This window comes from Parasediminibacterium schistidii (assembly GCF_046546515.1).
GTDB lineage: Bacteria > Bacteroidota > Bacteroidia > Chitinophagales > Chitinophagaceae > Parasediminibacterium.
Genome location: NZ_JBKHKJ010000018.1, coordinates 65,954 through 84,729, shown reverse-complemented (window position 1 = coordinate 84,729; position 18,776 = coordinate 65,954). Strand labels below are relative to the sequence as shown.

Annotated in this window: 16 protein-coding genes; 12 read left to right on the top strand and 4 right to left on the bottom strand. The window is 49.7% G+C overall.

Annotated elements, in window-relative coordinates; genetic code table 11:
* Window positions 1-17: 17 nt before the first annotated feature.
* The 3 genes from ACHFIY_RS11775 to ACHFIY_RS11765 all read left to right on the top strand — a co-directional run bounded on the left by ACHFIY_RS11775 (window position 18) and on the right by ACHFIY_RS11765 (window position 9,018).
* Entirely contained in the window at window positions 18-818 is an 801-nt protein-coding gene (locus ACHFIY_RS11775) for a hypothetical protein (protein WP_410846293.1), read from the top strand.
* A gap of 107 nt (window positions 819-925) precedes the next feature.
* On the top strand, window positions 926-8,635 hold the full coding sequence (locus ACHFIY_RS11770; protein ID WP_410846292.1) for an RHS repeat-associated core domain-containing protein: 7,710 nt from the start codon (window positions 926-928) through the stop codon (window positions 8,633-8,635).
* Between the two features lie 26 nt (window positions 8,636-8,661).
* On the top strand, window positions 8,662-9,018 hold the full coding sequence (locus ACHFIY_RS11765) for a hypothetical protein (RefSeq protein ID WP_410846291.1): 357 nt from the start codon (window positions 8,662-8,664) through the stop codon (window positions 9,016-9,018).
* Between the two features lie 142 nt (window positions 9,019-9,160).
* On the opposite strand, the gene ACHFIY_RS11760 is transcribed toward ACHFIY_RS11765, so the two are convergent.
* Window positions 9,161-9,523, bottom strand: a complete 363-nt coding sequence (locus ACHFIY_RS11760; RefSeq protein ID WP_410846290.1) for a helix-turn-helix domain-containing protein — start codon at window positions 9,521-9,523, stop codon at window positions 9,161-9,163.
* Window positions 9,524-9,782: 259 nt separating this feature from the next.
* Between ACHFIY_RS11760 and ACHFIY_RS11755 the strand changes: the two genes are divergently transcribed.
* From ACHFIY_RS11755 to ACHFIY_RS11730, 6 genes are all read left to right on the top strand, one after another.
* Window positions 9,783-10,325: a hypothetical protein gene (locus tag ACHFIY_RS11755; RefSeq protein WP_410846289.1), complete on the top strand. Its 543-nt coding sequence runs from the start codon at window positions 9,783-9,785 to the stop codon at window positions 10,323-10,325.
* Window positions 10,326-10,402: 77 nt separating this feature from the next.
* Window positions 10,403-11,245, top strand: coding sequence for a LexA family transcriptional regulator (locus ACHFIY_RS11750; RefSeq protein WP_410846288.1), 843 nt, complete (start codon window positions 10,403-10,405; stop codon window positions 11,243-11,245).
* Between the two features lie 146 nt (window positions 11,246-11,391).
* Entirely contained in the window at window positions 11,392-12,327 is a 936-nt protein-coding gene (locus ACHFIY_RS11745) for a tyrosine-type recombinase/integrase (protein ID WP_410846287.1), read from the top strand.
* Window positions 12,320-13,258: a tyrosine-type recombinase/integrase gene (locus tag ACHFIY_RS11740; protein ID WP_410846286.1), complete on the top strand. Its 939-nt coding sequence runs from the start codon at window positions 12,320-12,322 to the stop codon at window positions 13,256-13,258. The genes ACHFIY_RS11745 and ACHFIY_RS11740 overlap by 8 nt, the downstream gene beginning before the upstream one ends.
* An 83-nt stretch (window positions 13,259-13,341) precedes the next feature.
* The gene (locus ACHFIY_RS11735) at window positions 13,342-13,629 is read left to right on the top strand and encodes a hypothetical protein (RefSeq protein WP_410846285.1); all 288 of its coding nucleotides are present in this window, start codon (window positions 13,342-13,344) and stop codon (window positions 13,627-13,629) included.
* Between the two features lie 272 nt (window positions 13,630-13,901).
* Window positions 13,902-14,123: a hypothetical protein gene (locus ACHFIY_RS11730; protein ID WP_410846284.1), complete on the top strand. Its 222-nt coding sequence runs from the start codon at window positions 13,902-13,904 to the stop codon at window positions 14,121-14,123.
* Window positions 14,124-14,332: 209 nt separating this feature from the next.
* Here the strand turns inward: ACHFIY_RS11730 and ACHFIY_RS11725 are convergent, their stop codons facing one another.
* Complete coding sequence (locus tag ACHFIY_RS11725) at window positions 14,333-15,133, bottom strand: hypothetical protein (protein WP_410846283.1); 801 nt, start codon at window positions 15,131-15,133, stop codon at window positions 14,333-14,335.
* 191 nt (window positions 15,134-15,324) lie between these two features.
* Here ACHFIY_RS11725 and ACHFIY_RS11720 point away from each other — a divergent pair, with 191 nt between their 5' ends.
* Window positions 15,325-16,230 (top strand): hypothetical protein, encoded by a 906-nt coding sequence (locus ACHFIY_RS11720; RefSeq protein ID WP_410846282.1) that lies wholly within the window; start codon window positions 15,325-15,327, stop codon window positions 16,228-16,230.
* A 14-nt stretch (window positions 16,231-16,244) separates the two neighbouring features.
* Entirely contained in the window at window positions 16,245-16,640 is a 396-nt protein-coding gene (locus ACHFIY_RS11715) for a hypothetical protein (RefSeq protein WP_410846281.1), read from the top strand.
* 233 nt (window positions 16,641-16,873) lie between these two features.
* On the opposite strand, the gene ACHFIY_RS11710 is transcribed toward ACHFIY_RS11715, so the two are convergent.
* Entirely contained in the window at window positions 16,874-17,206 is a 333-nt protein-coding gene (locus tag ACHFIY_RS11710; RefSeq protein ID WP_410846280.1) for a helix-turn-helix domain-containing protein, read from the bottom strand.
* 144 nt (window positions 17,207-17,350) lie between these two features.
* Between ACHFIY_RS11710 and ACHFIY_RS11705 the strand changes: the two genes are divergently transcribed.
* Window positions 17,351-17,596 (top strand): hypothetical protein, encoded by a 246-nt coding sequence (locus ACHFIY_RS11705; protein ID WP_410846279.1) that lies wholly within the window; start codon window positions 17,351-17,353, stop codon window positions 17,594-17,596.
* A 39-nt stretch (window positions 17,597-17,635) separates the two neighbouring features.
* On the opposite strand, the gene ACHFIY_RS11700 is transcribed toward ACHFIY_RS11705, so the two are convergent.
* Window positions 17,636-18,583 (bottom strand): DNA cytosine methyltransferase, encoded by a 948-nt coding sequence (locus ACHFIY_RS11700; protein WP_410846278.1) that lies wholly within the window; start codon window positions 18,581-18,583, stop codon window positions 17,636-17,638.
* Window positions 18,584-18,776 lie beyond the last annotated feature (193 nt).

The following is an 18,776-nucleotide window of genomic DNA, read 5'->3' as shown; positions in this document are numbered from 1 at the left end:
ATTTAAAAAAAGAGTAAATGCGTATAGGTAATATGTTGGTTTTGCTGGTTGTGTCGTTGATGGCAGGCATGGGTCAGTTGTTTGGCCAGGACAGCACTGCCGTGGCCAGGCAGTTCATGGAAATATGCAACCAGTTCCAGCATAGCCCCTTGCAGGCAACGGTCGGGATAACCAGTTCCACCAATTATTTCACCGGCCCGTCGGATACGGCACATGCAACCATGGAAATGGCCATCGACGGCAACAGGGCATATTTACGCATGGGCCCCATCGAACAACTGTCGGATGACTCGGTACTGCTATTGGTAAACCATGCATCCAGGCAGATGACGCTGTACCCCAACAAAGGTGCAACCAAACAGCAGGTGTATATGAAGGGCATAACATGGCAGGATTCGTCGGTGCAGAAGTTCATGGCAACATACACGGCGGAACAAAGTGGGCAAGGCTCAATCGTAGTAGGGAGCCGCAACCTCGTAAAAGGGACGGCCTACCCCACGGAAAGCATGGCGGTGCGGTTCGACCAGAAAAAGCGGGAGCCGCAGGAATTGGTGCAGGTAAAACGCAAGTGGGTAGCGGTTGATTCAGCCACCTACGGCAAACTAAGCGGTATACAAGAGTGGGAAGGCAAGCTCAAGGCGGTACCCCCTGCTATTTTTTATGCCTTGAAGGAACAAAAAGTAGTCTATGCATATAAAGTGGGCCATAAAACAGGCGTGGTGACTGCAGCAATAGGGCAACGGGTACAAAAGGATGCAACGGGCAATTTCACGCCTTGCAAAGGCTACGAAGGGTTCCGGGTGGTGAGTAAATTATAGGGACAGGCAAACAATGGTTCAAACCAATAAATTCAATAACCATAAGTCGACTGCTTATGAAACAGCGTATTCAAAAAGTGACAATATCAAATATAAGGTGCCAGGGCATGTTGTTGCTGTTGGCCTGCTGCCTTTTTTCGGTGGCAAGCTCGGCACAGGGCATCGGCGATGGCGGCATACAGGACAACCCCGTAAGCAGCTACCTCACGGGGGTGGCCCCATTGGTCAATGGCGGCAGTATACAGCAAACGTATACGGCCAATGCCTATGAGCAGTCGCACAAGATAAAAAACATCGTCATGCTCAAGGTGCTGGAGGAAACGGGGCTGTACATACCCGCCGACTTTACGGCTACCATAGGTATACAGGTGGATTATGGCAATTCACCAAGCGACCTGAATACGCCCATCACCCGCACGTTGACGGTCAGCTACAGCAAGCAGGCAGGGGTCAAATACGATGCCCGCAACTATATCAGTTTCGACAATGTACCGTACGTGAAAGTCACCATAACCAGCGTTTCTGGTATCCCCGTCATAAGCGGCAGTTTCGATACCAGGCAGGTACTCCAGCTCGAAAATGAACTGCGGGCACGGCGTTATTACGTATTGGGCAGCAACAAAACCGCCACTTTCGGCACACCCAACCCCAAATATGAAGCCAGCGATACGGATGGGCTGGGCGTAAGCTGGGCATGGGACGCAGGCACTGGGAACAATGCCACCCAGTTGGAATGGACATGGCTGGAAGATGAACTGGCCAGCGACTATATCAGCGGGGGCACCATCAATACAGCCCAGCTGTTCGCCAGCAATGCCACAAGGGTAGACCTCGCATCGGGCGTGTCCGGCTACACCATCCCGTTGTTCTACGACGGTTACGGGAAATTGTATTACCGGATCAGGGCCACCAACTACAAACCGAACGGCACGGCCACCTATGGGCCATGGGTAGTTGCCAGTGCCTATGCGTTCGCCGGGCACAACAACAAGCTCAACTGGCAGGTCACGACTACCTATGCCGAGGAAGGCAAACGCAAGACGGTGATGCAGTACTATGACGGCCTCCTGCGCGGCAGGCAAACCGTCACGAAAGACAATACCACGAACACCACTATCGTGGCGGAAACATTTTACGATGCGCATGGCAAGGCGGCCATACAGGTATTGCCAACCCCTACAATGGGGCATGCCCTGGCCTATACGCAGGGGCTCAACCTGTTCAACGGCCAAACGGCAGGTACCAACCCGGCTTCCATGTTCGACTTGGAACCCTTGACATTGCCGACCGGCACCAAGCACAATGAGACGCCCCCGTTGGACAGCACATCGCCGGGCGCAGCGCAATATTACAGCAGCAGCAACCCGCTGCTGTCCACTAGCGACCCATTTGCCCCACAGATACCGAAAGCCAGCGGATACCCCTATACCGTTACCCGCTACACGCCGGATGCCACCGGGCGGGTGATGTACCAGAGCGGCGTGGGCAACACCCTGAAACTGGGCAGCGGCCATGAGGCAAAATACTTTTACGGCAGTGCGGCGCAAGAGGAACTGGACGGCCTTTTCGGCACAGAGGCAGGCAACTATACCCATTACTTCAAGAACATGGTGAGCGACGCCAACGGCCAGATGAGCATCAGCTATGTGGACATGCACGGGCGTACCATCGCAACCGCACTGGCAGGCGACCCTACGAATACGGGCATCGCGGGGCTGGACAAAAGCAGCGCCACGCACTACCCCGGCCAATCCGGCACGCAGATAACCCGTAATTTACTGGACAAGGCCACCAACAGCGTAAAGGGCAACAGCATAGAGTCTATCAACAGCATGCTGATACCTGTGAGTACCAGTTGCATTTTTGCGTACGCGCTTGCCCCGCAGGCACTCCAGTTGGCACAATGCAGCGGCGGCACCGTATGCTACGATTGCCTGTACAATTTGGAAATATCCATCACGGACGAATCGGGCGACAACCTGCCCATTGTCAGGAAGTTCAACAATATCAGCATAGACACAAGCGGCCATTGCCAGCAGCCTATCTTTGCCAATAGCCTCTCTGCCGGGCCTTCTTCCACTATTTCCGGTACGGGCAGCGTCAGCTTCACGGAAACATTGCCGCCTGGTTCCTATTCTGTGCGCAAGACACTCACCATGAGCCTCTCGTCCATGCAAAGGCTCGATTCCTTGTATATGATAAAAGGCTTGTGTACCGATTTGCAGCAGCACCTGGTAGACTCGGTCACGGGTGCATTGGTCACCCAGTCCGGTTGTGGCCTCGCCACGCCGCCCACCGTCCTCACTTGTGGCACCTGCATGGATTCCTTGGGTACGTTCACCGCATTCAAGGCAAAGTACATTGCCAGCATGGATCCCAATAACTTGCCTTCGGATACCTTGCTCCATTCCACCTACAGTGCCGATTCCGCGTCCTGCGCCAGGCTGTGCGGCACTTCGTCGGGTACGGCTCATACCTTGCAGAACCTGCGCCAAATGATGCTCCACGACATGACACCATTTGCGGGGCAGTATGCATTGGAGCCGGACAGCGTGGCTTCCAAGGGTACCATGTATTACAAGTACAATATTTTTGTTGGCACTGGGGGGACTTCCACACAAACACAACCTTTTTACACGCACCCATACAACAAAGCGGCCAACCAGGATACCCTCTATTACACCCCGCTCGGTGACATCGACAGTACGGTGATGCCCCTCCAAAGCCTTTCCAGGCAAGCATACACCCAAGTATTTGCCCGCAACTGGGCAACCCAATTGTTGCCCTTCCACCCCGAATACCCGAAATTGGCCTATGCGGAAAAAAACCTCGTGCCCGCTTATGGCTGGATGGACGATTTCATGGGCTACAGTTATGCCGACGCAATATCCCACAATTTGATAGATGCAACCAATGGGAATATCCTGCTCGACCCCTTTTATAGCGTTACCGCGGTAGCAGCCGGTACTTACCAGGCCGACATCAACAAGAAGGTGAGCGATACCAGTTTTATGACAGGGCTAAGTATGTGGCAGGTGGCCTATGGGGATGCTTTTTGCAAGAGCTTGGCCGATGACGGGGACAGGGGCCACTGTTACGTGGCCGCACCGCAGTACACGGCCTCCCTGTATGGTTCCATGAACCCGGACAAGCGGGAACAAATATGGGGGGTCTTCGCTGGCTTCTATGCCTCGGCCAGGAATGCCCAGTTGAATAATTTCATCAATGCACAGGTATCCCTGGCGGATACCCAGGACCTCGGTGCCCAGAATTATATCCTTTATTTTGCAAGCAATGCGCAAACTGCCCAGCAATACAAATGGACCTGGTACCCTTCCCCAACAACGCCAGGGAGCGCGCCTGTCACCACCAGCATCAATGATTCCCTAGTATCGTATACCAGCGGGCGTTGCCTTAGTTATATCCCTACTTGGAAGAGGGAATTGCTGCAGTGCACCGTGCTGGCAGGGAAGGACAGCGCCACGCAGGCCGACATACTCGCTACGATAACCAACCGTATGGCCGCATTGTGCCAGCAAACCATCAACCAGTCCAACCCTGATGGTTCCTCTACCCTTCCGTCCGGTGCCATGCCAAATGGCGACAAAAGCTTCGAGCAGATCGTGAACGATGTGTACCATGATAAAGGCATCGGGAAGGATACCTATTGCAACCCGTACGTGATCGAATCGCCAAAGCCCTATGGCAAGAACCCGGCGGTGATCCAAAATTATATCAGTGTATTGGACTCCTGCCTCTGCAAGCGTTTCTCAGACATCTCTGATGAAGCTGATGCGGCGGATTTCAACTCTGCAGACCTTCATAGCCTCAACACCTACCTCATGGCTACTTATGGTGACACCATCACGGCTTCGCTTTATAGCTCTATGAATTCCACTACAAAGGGCTGCCCTATGATAGGGGAAACGACCACCTATTCCGTGCCTGGTTTCCCGGAGCCAACTGAAGTAGACGAGGAAATAAGGCAGATTGCCTTGCCATCCCCACAGCCACAGCCCAAGTTCCTGCAATGCGGTTTTGTCCCCTGTAACAGTTGCCTCACCTGCGGGCAGTTGGTAGCATTGGCGCACGAATTCCAGGATTCGTTCCCAAGCCCTTACAATACGGCCCCCGAGTTCGGGGCAAGCGTGGCCATGGACAGTGCCACCAATGGCTACAACGCATTGTTTGCCCGTTTCGTCAACTACCGCACGGGCTTGCAGCAAAACTGGCTGGCTTATGCTTCCGCGGCCAACAAAAGTGCCTGTATCATAGGTACTGCCCCTGGCTGTGGCGCAGGCAGCGCAATGGACATGCTCAACCTGGATACACCGGACAACACCACGGTATCCTTTGTGGCAAGGCAGTCCATAAGGCTGAAACCAGGTTTCTCCACCAGGAACGCAAAAATCTCCATAAAGCCGTCCGCGCCCCTTTGTACGTCCGGCGTGGCGTCCACCACCGCGGCCACGCAAACCGTCATCTGTGCCAGCAGCAAGCCGCTTACCGATACCGCTGGGCTCAACCTCGTAGTGCTAAGCCCTTGCAGCCGTGCGAACGACCAAGCCTTGTCCATAGCACACACCCTTTACACCACACAGAGCCAGCGGCTCCTGGCCAATTTCGACAGCGCCTACCGTGCCAAGTGCCTCTCCGCGCAAAGTGCCGAGAACTTTACGGTAACCTATACAACGGCAGAGTTCCATTACACGCTGTATTACTACGACATGGCGGGCAACCTTCTCAAGACCGTGCCGCCAAAAGGGGCGAAACCCGACTTTAGCAGCACCTTCATCGCCAGTGTTGCCGCTGCCAGGCTAGCGGGCACGCAGGTAACGCCGTCCCATACGTTTGCCACCGACTACAGGTACAACAGCCTCAACCAGGTAACGGCCCAAAAAACGCCTGATGCGGGTACCTCCAATTTCTGGTATGACCGGCTGGGCCGCCTCGCCGTGAGCCAGAACGCCAAGCAACAGCCCAACAACCAGTACAGCTATACCCAGTACGATGCCCTGGGCAGGATTAGCGAAGTGGGCCAGTTGCAGCAGTCCACCGCCATGTCGCAAACCACAAGCCAGGACTCCACGGCATTGAAAACCTGGGTCACCGCTGCCAACAGCACCCGCGAGCAGATTACCAGGACGGTATACGACGATGCCTATGCGGGCACCGATGGCATACAAATGGTGCAGGACAACCTCCGCACCAGGGTCAGCTATAGCCAGCTATGGAACAATTACACCGATACTTACCCGGCATCCGCCACCTATTATACCTATGACGTGCATGGTAACGTGGATACCCTCCTGCAGGACTTTGGTAACTCCGCTGGCGTGGCCAATGCCATGAACACCACAAGCAACCGCTTCAAGAAAATGGTGTACGATTTCGACCTCATAAGCGGCAAAGTAAACCAGGTAAGCTACCAGCCGGGTAAGGCCGATGCCTTTTACCACCAGTACAACTACGATGCGGAGAACAGGATAACCCATGTGCTTACCAGCCGCGACAGCATCGTGTGGGAGCAGGACGCCGCCTACAGCTACTACAAGCACGGGCCGCTGGCACGCACCGTGTTGGGGCAGCAGCAGGTGCAGGGGCTGGACTATGCCTATACCCTGCAGGGCTGGCTGAAAGGCGTGAACAGCACCGCCGTGGGCGATGGCAACTTCGACATCGGGGCCGATGGCAAAACAACCGGCAGCCATAGCAACGTGGCCAGGGATGCCTTTGGCTACAGCCTCAATTATTTTGGTAACGATTATATAGCCGTAGGCAGCGGCACGCCCTTTGCGGCGGCCGCAACTACCTACCCCACATTGTCCGATGGGGTACAAACAGGCACTGCCCTGTACAACGGCAACATCAGCAGCATGATGGTGAACATACCCAAGCTGGGCAGCGGCAACGTGTACAGCTATAGGTACGACCAGTTGAACCGCCTTGTGGGCATGAACACCAACAGCGGCCTCAGCAACACCACCAATACCTTTACCGCCGCGGCCATCAGCGACTACAAGGAACGCATCGGCTACGACCCCAACGGCAATATTGAAAGCTACCTGCGCAATGGCGACGCATCCCGGCAGGCAATGGACGACTTGACCTATGGATACAAAGCAAATACGAACCAGCTGGACAATGTTTCCGATGCGGCAACGGATGCTTCGGCAGGGGTATACGGCAATTACAAAGACATAAAACAAGGTCAGTCAGCAGGCAACTATACCTACGATGCGATAGGCAACCTTGCTACCGATAACCAGGAAGGTATTACTAATATTAACTGGAGCGTATATGGCAAGATATTAAGTGTTGTTAAGAGTTCAGGTACTATCAATTATACTTATGATGTAACAGGCAACCGCATTACCAAAACTGCTAGTGGCAAATCGACCTTTTATGTAAGGGATGCCAGTGGCAGCGTGATGAGCGTATACGAAAGCCCCGATGGCACGAATGTTACACAAACTGAAAAGCACCTATACGGCAGCTCCCGCATAGGTATGGTAACTATCCAAACAGTGGCAGACCAAACCATTACACTGGATGATGGCAGCAATGCAATTTTATCTACCTTTACAAGGGGCGAGAAGGTCTTTGAAGAGAGCAACCATTTGGGGAACGTCTTAGTAACTGTAAATGACAAAAAAATACAGCATACTACAGATGGTAGTGGGGTAGATTATTATGATGCGGATATTGCCAGTGCGAATGATTATTATCCTTTCGGGATGTCGATGCCTAGCCGGAAGTATATAGCTTCTGGTAGTGCGTACCGATATGGCTTTAACGGTAAAGAGAACGATAAAGAAACTGGTTATCAGGATTACGGCATGAGAACGTACGACCCGCTAACTGGCCGTTTCATATCCGTAGACCCATTAACACAAAAATACCCGGGTCTTACACCATACCAATTTGCAAGTAACAGGCCAATAGACGGCATAGACCAAGATGGCCTTGAATGGTCAACAAGCAACCCGCTGCATAATTTGAAAACGGATGCACAACTTAGGAACCAACTTGCGGAACATGTAAAGCAAGCTGCGAACAATGCAGCATTGCAGGCATTGGAAAAAAGGCCTTCACTTAAGCCAGCCGATAATAGCTATGCAGCACAACAAAGGTCAAAAGAGTACAGGAAGCAACAAGCATACAACGAGGAAATGGATGCGAGGGCAGCGCATGATCCCGTATCTTATGGAGGCCCGGGAATGGGGCAGGGCTTAGCAAGGGATCCTTTTGTGCAGGCTGCCGCAGCAACTCTTGCACCTGAATTTACATTGTTTGCAGGGGGAGTATCCACTTATGAAGGCATAAGAACCCAAAACTATGGAATGGCTGCACAGGGTAGCCTGATGATACTAGGCGGTGGTTTAGGGGCAGCTGGTAGGTTGAGTGTTTCCGCACCTAGCGCCTTTGCGGGTGGTGGGACTAAACTAATGTCTTCTGCACAGATTGAAGCCTTCCCAGGAAGTACCACATTTGGTAATCCAGCAAGTACATTTATTGCACCTACTACGGAAATAGATGCACTATTGGCACAGGGGTTACCGAGAAGTGATATTGCTGCTAAGCTTGGGATTACTGACCCTGCTTTCTTGCAGGGTAACCTTATCAGAGTTGATGTAGCACCAAGATTACTAAGGCAATTAAATCTACGTGCTGCGACAGGTGGGGAGATTGGTGCTAATAATTTGTTTGTGCCTGGGGGAAAGACTATTGGAGGAGTAACGGAGGGAGTTGTTAATGGCATTCCTACAACTGGATCAGGTGTAACAAGTAGTACAGTACCACCTGCTGCACCTTAAATTTATAAAATTTAGTAACAAATAACATGAATCAAGAGACAAGCGACAGTTTTTTACTTTTATGCAAGGCAATTTACTTAGAAGGGGTTAGCCCTTCTAATGCTAAACGCTTAAATAATGAAAAATGCATTAAGCTGGTAGGCATTGCAAAAAGTTATTTTGCAAACAATGAATATGAAGCGTTTACAGGTTTTTTTTATGAAAGCCAGTATTTTATTGCCTTGTGGGCAGCCCATTTGATACTGGAGGAGGGCAGCCCCGATAAGGGGTTGGCTGCAAGGTGCATCAAACTAATTGAGAATTATACCAACAATCCCTTAGCCCCGGAAGTAGCGAAAGAAGAAACCGAATGGTTAGCCGAAAACAGGGAAAAATATAAATAATACCATGCCAGTCGTTGCAACCAGCAACGGCTGGTTTATTTTTTACTGCAAGCACCGCAAGCCCACGCCCTTAAAATATATCTGGTACAATTGCACCACTAACAATACAAACTCCTAAGCCGCTGGTTAACCAGCGGCTTTTTTATGCGCCATGCAATACGCTGGCGAGGTTGTCCTTGAGTTTTTTCTTGGCCAAAAGGCCATCCAAAATAACGAAGAAGGCGGCTTTTTCCTTTTTGTCCAGTTGTTCCAGCAGGGCGACCTTCTCCACCATGGTCTTGTCCATGGAGTTGATGTCCCTGAACACCTCGTCAGCGGTGAACAAGTCCACCACGCCCACGCCGAGGGCGTTGGCAATCTTGGCGAGGGAAGACAGGGCAGGGTCGCTTTTGTCGTTCTCTATGCGGCTGTAATGCCCCGTGTCCATCTTGCAGGTAAGGGCAACCTCCTTCTGCGACAGCCCTTTGGCCTCCCTTACTTTTTTAATGTTCTTGCCTATGAGCATCTTTTGTTGTGTTAATGCCTTGCAAAGCTACCTATAAAGCGTGTTTAAGCCAATATTGGCAAGTGCCACAAAATTATTATTGTTTTTTAAAGCAACATTATTATTTTTGTCTTTTGGGTTTTAACACAACAAATTTATTATGGCAAACTTTGATACCACCAACCCCGAGCAGCTAGTATACGGCAATGCGTTCCTCACGGTGGAAGTACTGGGCGGGGTAAGGCTGGAGGGGCTGGACAGGATGCGGGCGACACTAAAGGTGAGCCTCAACGAAAGCGGGGTGCCGCCAGTAAGGCACAACCTGGACCTGTACAACGACACCCAACTTGAAAAACTCATACGGAAAATAGCCGAGCGGCTGGAGATAGGCACGTCCACCACCGCAGGCACACTGGCGGAACTGACACAGCAACTGGAAAACTACAGGCTTGCGAAACTAAAAGAACAAAACAACCACGCCGCAACACAGGACAAACCGCTCACGGAGAAAGAGAGGCAGACCGCAACCAGCAACTTACAGCACCCAGACCTACTGGCAGAGACCATGGCAGGGCTTGCCGCCAGCGGCATACAGGGCGAAGCCGGGAACGCCCTGATATTGCTGCTGGCCATGACATCGAGGAAGATGCCCGACCCCATTGGGGTTATTTGTTTGGCAGGGAGCGGCACAGGCAAAAGCTACCTGATGGAAAGGGTGGCACTCTGCATACCCGAGGACGACAAGCGGGAACACACGCAGTTCACGGGCAATGCGTTCTACTACTACAAGCGTGAGGAGATCAGGAACAAAAAGTGTTCCTGATAGAGGACCTGGAAGGCGCATTGGGCGTACTCTTCCCCATCAGGGAGCTACAGAGCAAGAAGCGCATCAGCAAGACCGTGACACAGAAAGGGCGGGACGGCAAGCTGCAGACCATCACCTTGGTAGTAGAAGGCCCGGTTTGCGTGGTCGCCTGCACCACGAAGGAAAGCGTGTACGAGGACAATGCCAACCGCAGCATATTGATATACCTCGACGACAGCAGGGAACAGGACGAGGCAGTGATGGGTTACCAGAAGCGGCACCGTGCGGGGCTGGTGGACAGGCACGGGGAGCAGCAGGCGCAGCGGAAGCTGCAACACATGCAGAAGGCACTCGAGCCGATAAGGGTAACCAACCCCTACGCCCCATTGATAGACCTGCCGGAAGGCTTCCCCAAGAAACGGCGGGCTTTGCCCATCCTGCTCAACTTCATGGAAGCCATCACCTTTTACCACCAGTACCAACGGGCGCAACTAGTGGACAGTGACACAGGGGAAATATACATCGAAAGCACACCGGAGGACATAGGCAACGGCTTCACTTACCTCAAAAAAGTGCTGTGCCGAAGGAGCGACGACCTTGACGGGGCAACGAGGGACTTTTACGAGGTACTGAAACAAACGCTGGAAAAGCACGGGTTACAGAAGTTCAAGGTAAGCGACATCAGGCAGCACATCAGGCTCACGCCAAGGAGCATACAAGGTTATTTAAAAAACCTTGCCGAATACGGCTACGTGCAGATAACGGGCGGCAAGCAAAGGACAGGCTACGAATACGAAACGATGTCAGCCACCACGCAGACACAAATGGAGCAAGGCATCGAGGCGCACATAAAGCAAGTGATGGGCAAGGTAGGCAAGGCACATGCAAAAAGGCAGAAAGCGGCAAAGCCCCTGCCCACGGCAGGCGCAACGGCGTAAGCCCCAATGCGAAACAATGCGAAATATAACCGCTTCGCATTGAAACCCAACAATGTAAAGGCTTTTGCATAAACGAAGCCCTTTTTTAAAAGGCAGCCAGCAATAAAAACATACACAATAAAAACACCCTGCTAGGGTCTTTGCCCATGAAAAGGTTCATACTAAAAAACACAAGCTACCAGTACCTCGAAACCGCCTTTGGCGAATGGCTGGACATACTGGGCTTTGCCCAAGGCACGGTAAAATCGATGCCTGCCATCATAAGGGAGTTCCTGTGCCACCTCGAGCAAAACAACGTTGCCAGCATCAACCAGTTGCAGCACAGGCACATAAAATCCTACCACGGTTACATAAACACGAGGGCGCACCAACGGGAGGGCGGCGCACTAAGCAACAACTACATCAACAAGCACATGCAGGCCATAGCAAAGTTCTTGGAGTACCTGCACCACAAGGGCGTACAGGGTATGCCCTCCATTGCCATCAAGCTAGGGAAGATAGAAAGGAAGGAAATAGAAATACTGGCAACGCACGAGGTAAAGAAGCTTTTTGAGCTGTGCAACAGGGAACATGCAACGGACAAGGAAACGATATTGCAGGCAAGGGACAAGGCAATGCTGGTAATCTATTACAGTTGCGGCCTACGGAAGACCGAGGGGGCAAGCGTAAGCATAGACGACATAGACTTCGATGCAAGGGTACTGCATGTGCGGAAAGGGAAAAACTACAAGGAACGCTTTGTTCCGTTCAACAAGACCAATGCCGCCTACTTGCAGGAATGGATATACGATTACCGCAGCCAGCTTGTAAAGGGCAAGGCAGAACCCCGCTTGTTTACCTGCATGAAAGGCGGGCCTGTCGATGGCGATGTGCTGTACAGGCGGTTCAAGCTGTTGCAGCAGCAAGCAGTGGAAACAAGCCTTGCAGGCAAGAACGTAGGCCTGCATGCCCTGCGACACAGCATAGCCACACACTTGCTGCAGGCTGGCATGGGCTTGGAAAAAATATCCCGGTTCCTTGGCCACAGCAGCTTGGCAAGCACACAGATATACACCCACTTAATAAGCAAAGGCAATGAATAGCATAGAAAAATACCTGCAACAAAAAGGGCTCAGCAAAAGCACCATCAAGTGCTACAATACAGAGATATTGGAGTTTATAGCATGGTGCGACCAGCAAGGCATAGAGGCAGAATATGCAACAAGCACGGACATAACAGGCTACATGAAGCACCTGCAAAACAAAGGGCAAGCCAACGTTACAAGGAACATCAACCTGAACACCCTGAAACATTATTTTGACTACCACATACTGAACGAGACAAGGGACGACAACCCCGCAAGGCACATAAAAATAAGGGGCATCGCATACAACACCCTTTACCCTATCTTCACGAAGCAGGAACTGGAAAGCATCTACCACAATTACCATATACCCGCAAGCAACGACCCCATGTCAAAACGGAACTGGTTCGCCAACCGCCAGTTATGCAAGCAAAGGAACAAAGCCATATTGGGGCTGATGGTGTACCAAGGGCTAGGCACGGACGAGGTAAACAGGCTCACGGTAAAAGACATAAGGCTAAGGGAAGGCATTGTTTTTATAGCAGGCACAAGGAGGGGCAACGAGCGTGAGATGGAACTGAAACCGCACCAGATCATGGAATTGATGGAATACCAGTTGACGGTAAGGGTAGCGTTGCAAAAACTACAAACGGCCACAAGCGACCTTTATTTTTTGCCCACGCCAGCATCGGGGAAAAAGACAATCACAAGCAACGACGGCATAAACATCTGGAAACGGTTGAGCCAGGACATCAGGGCAAACAATAAAAAGTTCGTCAATTTTTTACAAGTAAGGGCATCGGTGATAACCTACTGGCTGCAACAGTACAACTTAAGGCAGGTGCAATACATGGCAGGCCACCGTTATGTAAGCACCACGGAAAACTACCTTGCCAACAACATGGAAGCGTTGCAGGCAGATATAGACCAGTTCCACCCCATCGGTTAAGCCAACATAAAACAACTGTTTAGTATCACTAGTGATACCATTAGCCGTATGTTATTAGGCATACGGCCGATACAGGCATACCAATGATGGACCAGCTTTTTGATACGACGGGGCAGCAAAACATAACCAAGCTGAAAGAGGAAGCGGTAAAAAATAAGCCCTCCCCTTTTTGTGGCTGTAGGAACAATATTGAGCTTCAGTTACAAAAGGCTGTTGCAGCCAAGGTCTGCGGCGCCCCCTCTTTTTTTGTCATGGTTTTTGCGGTGCGTCCCCGGCGGCACTTTTGTTTTTTTGAAAGCCAGAAAAAAACAAAACAGCCACCGGTGCCGCAGGCAAAAAACCACGCCAAAAAAAGAGGGGTAAGCTATTGAAACATAATGTGGTCTTATGGTTTGTTTTTTTAGTCTGTCTATTGTTTTTCATCGGTAAAAAAACAACCCATAAGCACATTATGTTAAATAGCCACCGCCGCCCAGCCTGCAACAACCTTTTGGCAGTACAAACCCCAGCAGCGGGAACAGCCACAAAAAGGGGAGGGCTTATTTTTTGGTCAGTAGTGCCACTCCCTCCGGTCAGACAATGGCAGAGCCTGCGGCAGCAAGGAATAAGCCAGTTAGTTTTTTTTGATTGATATTGAATCCCCTTGACCGCTGTCGCAGCCGCCGTGGGAAGGTTGAAGGTCGGAAAGCGTACAGGCGGCCTTGACTTGCACAAAAAAGACAAACGGCCGCCCATGGGATTGTTGACGGGAACAGAGCCTTACAGGGCGACCATTTATCTTTTTTGCGCCCCGACCAAACCCCCGACAACTAACTACACACCACCCTTGACTACTTACGACTTACCACTTACCACTTACGACTAAAGCAGGGCATAGCCGTACTTGAGCCGTGTCAAAGTCGTACCAAAGCCGTACCAGAGCCGACTAAGGCAATTTATCCCCCATCCATCAGCCACCCATCCCCCGGCACTCAGGAAGCATAGTTACAGGGCATAAAAAAAGCCCCCTTGTATCAGGAAGCTTTTTTGCCTGGCTTTTTTACTGGCCACTTGTTACTTGATACTTACCACTAGTTAAAATACCTTGATAACCTTAAAAGCATTGCCTTGTGCAAGCAGGTAGTCAACAGTCCCCACACGTTGGTAGAACTGTATGCCCAATGCCTGCACCACGTTGGCGTTGGTCGTCATGGTGGGCGTACCGGGCAAAGTGGCATCCAGAGTAAACGCCGTTGTAGCTGTTGAGCCAAGGGCAGTCGTTGCGCTGCTTACTACAGCCCCGATGGTGTTAAGGGTTGCGCTTGCTGGCTCATAACTCTTAAGGGTCGTGTCGTAAGTGTAATCGCTAACCACGCCCAAGGCATGTATCAGCTTGAAATGCGTAGCCCCGGCAGGTGCTTGTATGAACGTTGACGGCACGAACGAAGGCACGGAAATAGTGGCATCGTTACGGGCAACAACGTGGGTGTTGGTGTACGGGGCGTTGAAAATGGCGGTCAAGCTAATGCTTGGGTCAAAATCAAAGTTCACGAGGTTGTTAGGGTTGGCAGAAAGCAAGATGCTACGCTGGCCACGCACACCCGTCGTGTCCTTGTTGCAGATGTCCCTGAAAATAGCCGTCAGCCGTGATGCCAGGAGTTTATCGGCCGAGGTCTGCACGACCGATGCGAAAGCCAGCCTAAAGGCCTTGCCCATGCTGGCCGACCCGCCAAACTCCGTGTTGTTCTCCCTCGTGCGGACAAAGGAAGCATCGGTTGCAATACGTTCCTTGGAAGGACCGTTGGCGATACGGGCGAGGTGTTCGCCGTTGGATTGGTAGAAGGCAATGCCGCCAATGGTGCCTTCCAGCTTGATAAGCCCTGATTGCTTACTCATAGTGTTTTTATTTACGTGTTAGATAGTAACTGGCATCAGTTTAATGCCACACTAAAGTTGATGAAAAAAGCACACTATTTACATACAAAAACACCGTTTTACCTAAATATTAACGCATTTAATAAATACCCTAACTTAGCCCCGTAAAAGTTCTTTGAGTTTTATTAAAAAGGTGCTAGGAAGAAAGTAAAATGCAGCCTAAAATATTGTTAGGGGCATACCGATATGGCTTTAACGGACAGGAACACAGTGATGATGTAACAGAAGGAAATTATACCGCATTGTTTTGGGAATATGACGCTAGAATTGGCAGAAGATGGAACGTTGACCCAGTTAGTAAACCATGGCAAAGTAGTTATACTTGCTTTAGTAATTCTCCAATTATTAAGGTTGATTTTAATGGAGATGATGACTTCTTCAATTCTGATGGAAGTTTTGCATATAGGACAAAAACTGGCACTTTAATAAAAGTTCTAACTGAAGACGGGGCTAAGCTTCTTTCAGACATTAAACCAAATACCCCCAACAATGTAAAAGCACTAGTAAATATAGTTGGACACTATAGAAATGATGCTAGCATTCCCAATAATGTCCAGTTGGGAATAAGTCCAAATACATCAAGTAAGCAACATATAGCCTACACAACCACATTAGGAATAATGGTTTCCGCTAAAGATGGGGTTAGTAAAACTGAAAATGATTATAATAGTCTAATCTCAACTTTAGTTCATGAAGAAAAGCATAGAGAAGCTGGTGATCCACAAAAAGGTAATGCGTATAAGTACAGTGATCATACAGCTATTTATGAGAAACAGATGGATGATAAAACATTTAAAAACACCAGCAATGAATTTAAAACAGGAATGTTGGAGAATTATTCCCAATATTTATTAGGGGCTTTAGATGCAAATGAGATAGATGAAAACCAATTTAATAACAAGGTAATTGCAATAAATAATAAATTTAAGAAAGAAGGGATAGGTATTGTTACTATGCCTTCATCTTCAGGAACGCCTTTGGTTTTTGTAAGAGGAAAAAGTAATAAAGGGGAGGCAACTGAAAGCAAACCTCTTGAATCAAAGACATCTCCACATTAATTAAAATAAATTCAATGAAAACAATCTGTTTTTATTTTGCATTTTGCAGTATTATGACCTCATGCCTTCAAAAAAAGCATGAGGTCATAATACAAAATTTAACAAATAATGAAATAAAATGCTGGTATCATTATTATAACGATACCTCTAAGCCTTATTTTATTGGATTTTGTTTTAGCATAGACGGGACATATAAGGATTATGATAGAAAAAAACATATCTTCCTAACAGAGCATACCCCATTAGACCCAACACCTTTATGGAAACTACTTAATGACTCAACCCTAATGTTTGGAGATGGATTTTATTATAAAATAATTTATTTAAATAACGATAGCATTGTCTTAGAAAATGTGGCTATCAAAGGTTCTTACATTAGACTTCATAGGGATACATCACATGTTTATTAATTTATCTAGTCCCGCTAGAGCATTATATATCAAATTATCTGGCGAGTGTTCTGCTTTAGCAGGTCACCGGCTCGGCGAAGCACATCCCGAAGAGCAGATAAGCGGGGTTTGCAACCCCCCGCTTGCGAACGTCAAACTTCGTTTTACTGCCGCACGACTGTGTTGTGTGTGCCTTCGCTAAGGTCATAAAAATATAACAAAGCCGCTGGTTATCCAGCGGCTTTGTTATATTTTTATACTGCGTAAGCCTTCCTAGCCTTTGCATCCCTAAGTAGGGCATCGATTGTTTTGAGTATGGTTGTTCTATCGTCCTCTCCCAGTTGCTGTATATCCAAAATCTTCTGCGTTACGGAGTGTTCCAGTTCGTAATCGGCAAAGCCCACGAGATAATCCAAAGACACTTTTAGGAAAGCCGCCATCTGTGTAGCCACATCGATGGAAGGCTTTACCTCGTTGCGTTCGTACCTGCCAATCACGGGTGCATGTGCGCCGATGGCTTTTGCCAGTTCGTCCTGCGATATTTTTTTCCGTTTCCTTACCAGTGCCAACCGTTCGCCAAACAACATAAAATGTCCCTTTAGATAGTAAAATATGATACTATGGCAAATTTAGGGAACATAAGCTGTCTATTGTTATAATAAATATTTTGCCAACTAAGAACAGATAGTATACTTTTGGACAAAATATGTTCTACCAAACTTTTTTTACACATGGCAAACTTTGATACCACCAACCCCGAGCAACTCATTTACGGCAATGCGTTCTTGACGGTTGCTGTACTCGGCGGGGTACGGCTTGAGGGGCTGGACAGGATGCGGGCTACGCTAAAAGTGAGCCTCAACGAAAGCGATGTGCCGCCCGTGCGGCACAACCTCGATTTATACAACGACACCCAGCTGGAAAAACTCACAAGGGAAATAGCCAGAGGATCCAAATATTTATTTACCAGATATTAAAAAATCCGTTTGCCATTGAAAGAAAATTAATTCAACTTTTTAAGTTGATATGCCCTTTAGCAACCTCACAAGCGAATAACCTATCTCCTTTGCAAAATTCACTGGCACTGCATTACCAATCTGCTTGTACTGCTGAACCATTCCCCCCTCAAACTCCCATGCATCGGGAAAAGTCTGTATGCGTGCATATTCCCTCACCGTGAAAGGGCGGGTCTCGTCCGGGTGGCAGCGTTCCATCCTGTTCTGAATGGGGCTGCACAAAAGGGTGGGGCAGGGCTCGTCCCAGCCGATTCTCCTTGCCATCCCCGTTTTTCCGCCACCAATATATAGATCCTTGCCCATTAGGGATTTTTGCGCATGCAGGGGCAGGTCCTTCCAGCGGCCCTTTGGCGGCATGAAGTCCAGTATTTCCTTTTTCCTTTGAGAGTAATTTGTACCTGTTGAAATGGGGACGTCAGCATCGAACAATTCCCCTTTCCTGAGGGCATCATTCAGGCAATATGCTTGACCGCAAGGCTTTGGATACTCGTATTTCAAGGCCGCATCTTTCCTGGTGCCTACGATAATAAGCCGCTCCCTTTTTTGCGGGACATTGTAATCCAATGAATTCAGCAGCTGGACTGACACTTCGTATCCGATTCCTTCCAATACCGAAAGCATGTGCCGCAATGTCTTGCCTTCGTCATGGCTTGCCAGCCCGCGCACATTTTCGCCCACGAAAATGATGGGTTGCACTTCATCCACCGCCCGTGCAAACTCGTAAAAGAGCATGCCCCTAGGGTCGGCCAGCCCCAGCCTTTTGCCAGCCTTGCTGAATGACTGGCAGGGAAAGCCGCCAGTAACCACGTCTATCTTGTTGCGGTATTGCTTAAAGTCAATATCCCTGATGTCGCCTTCAAGCACGTCCCAATGGGGGCGGTTCTTGCGCAAGGTCCTGCATGCCCATTTGTCCATCTCGCTTAGCGCGGAGCATTTGAGCCCCGCCATCTCAAAGCCGAGGGCAAAGCCTCCCGCGCCTGCGAAAAGTTCCAGTACCGTGTACTGATCATGTGCAAGCCTGTCAGTATTGCCCTTTCGGGGGATGTTTTTGCAGTGAGGGTAATTTTGTGGATCTGGAAATTTATTAAGCATTTCCATTAGCATACCCAAGCATGCGGATTGATATAATGCAGGGGAATTT

What these genes read in the sequence shown, in the direction of transcription:
- ACHFIY_RS11775 (WP_410846293.1), top strand. Translation starts at nt 18, where the DNA reads ATGCGTATAGGTAATATGTTGGTTTTGCTGGTTGTGTCGTTGATGGCA.
- ACHFIY_RS11715 (WP_410846281.1), top strand. Translation starts at nt 16,245, where the DNA reads ATGAAAACAATCTGTTTTTATTTTGCATTTTGCAGTATTATGACCTCA.
- ACHFIY_RS11720 (WP_410846282.1), top strand. Translation starts at nt 15,325, where the DNA reads ATGCAGCCTAAAATATTGTTAGGGGCATACCGATATGGCTTTAACGGA.
- ACHFIY_RS11700 (WP_410846278.1), bottom strand. Translation starts at nt 18,583, where the DNA reads ATGGCGGGGCTCAAATGCTCCGCGCTAAGCGAGATGGACAAATGGGCA.
- ACHFIY_RS11710 (WP_410846280.1), bottom strand. Translation starts at nt 17,206, where the DNA reads ATGTTGTTTGGCGAACGGTTGGCACTGGTAAGGAAACGGAAAAAAATA.
- ACHFIY_RS11740 (WP_410846286.1), top strand. Translation starts at nt 12,320, where the DNA reads ATGAATAGCATAGAAAAATACCTGCAACAAAAAGGGCTCAGCAAAAGC.
- ACHFIY_RS11735 (WP_410846285.1), top strand. Translation starts at nt 13,342, where the DNA reads ATGATGGACCAGCTTTTTGATACGACGGGGCAGCAAAACATAACCAAG.
- ACHFIY_RS11705 (WP_410846279.1), top strand. Translation starts at nt 17,351, where the DNA reads ATGGCAAACTTTGATACCACCAACCCCGAGCAACTCATTTACGGCAAT.
- ACHFIY_RS11760 (WP_410846290.1), bottom strand. Translation starts at nt 9,523, where the DNA reads ATGCTCATAGGCAAGAACATTAAAAAAGTAAGGGAGGCCAAAGGGCTG.
- ACHFIY_RS11745 (WP_410846287.1), top strand. Translation starts at nt 11,392, where the DNA reads ATGAAAAGGTTCATACTAAAAAACACAAGCTACCAGTACCTCGAAACC.
- ACHFIY_RS11770 (WP_410846292.1), top strand. Translation starts at nt 926, where the DNA reads ATGTTGTTGCTGTTGGCCTGCTGCCTTTTTTCGGTGGCAAGCTCGGCA.
- ACHFIY_RS11725 (WP_410846283.1), bottom strand. Translation starts at nt 15,133, where the DNA reads ATGAGTAAGCAATCAGGGCTTATCAAGCTGGAAGGCACCATTGGCGGC.
- ACHFIY_RS11765 (WP_410846291.1), top strand. Translation starts at nt 8,662, where the DNA reads ATGAATCAAGAGACAAGCGACAGTTTTTTACTTTTATGCAAGGCAATT.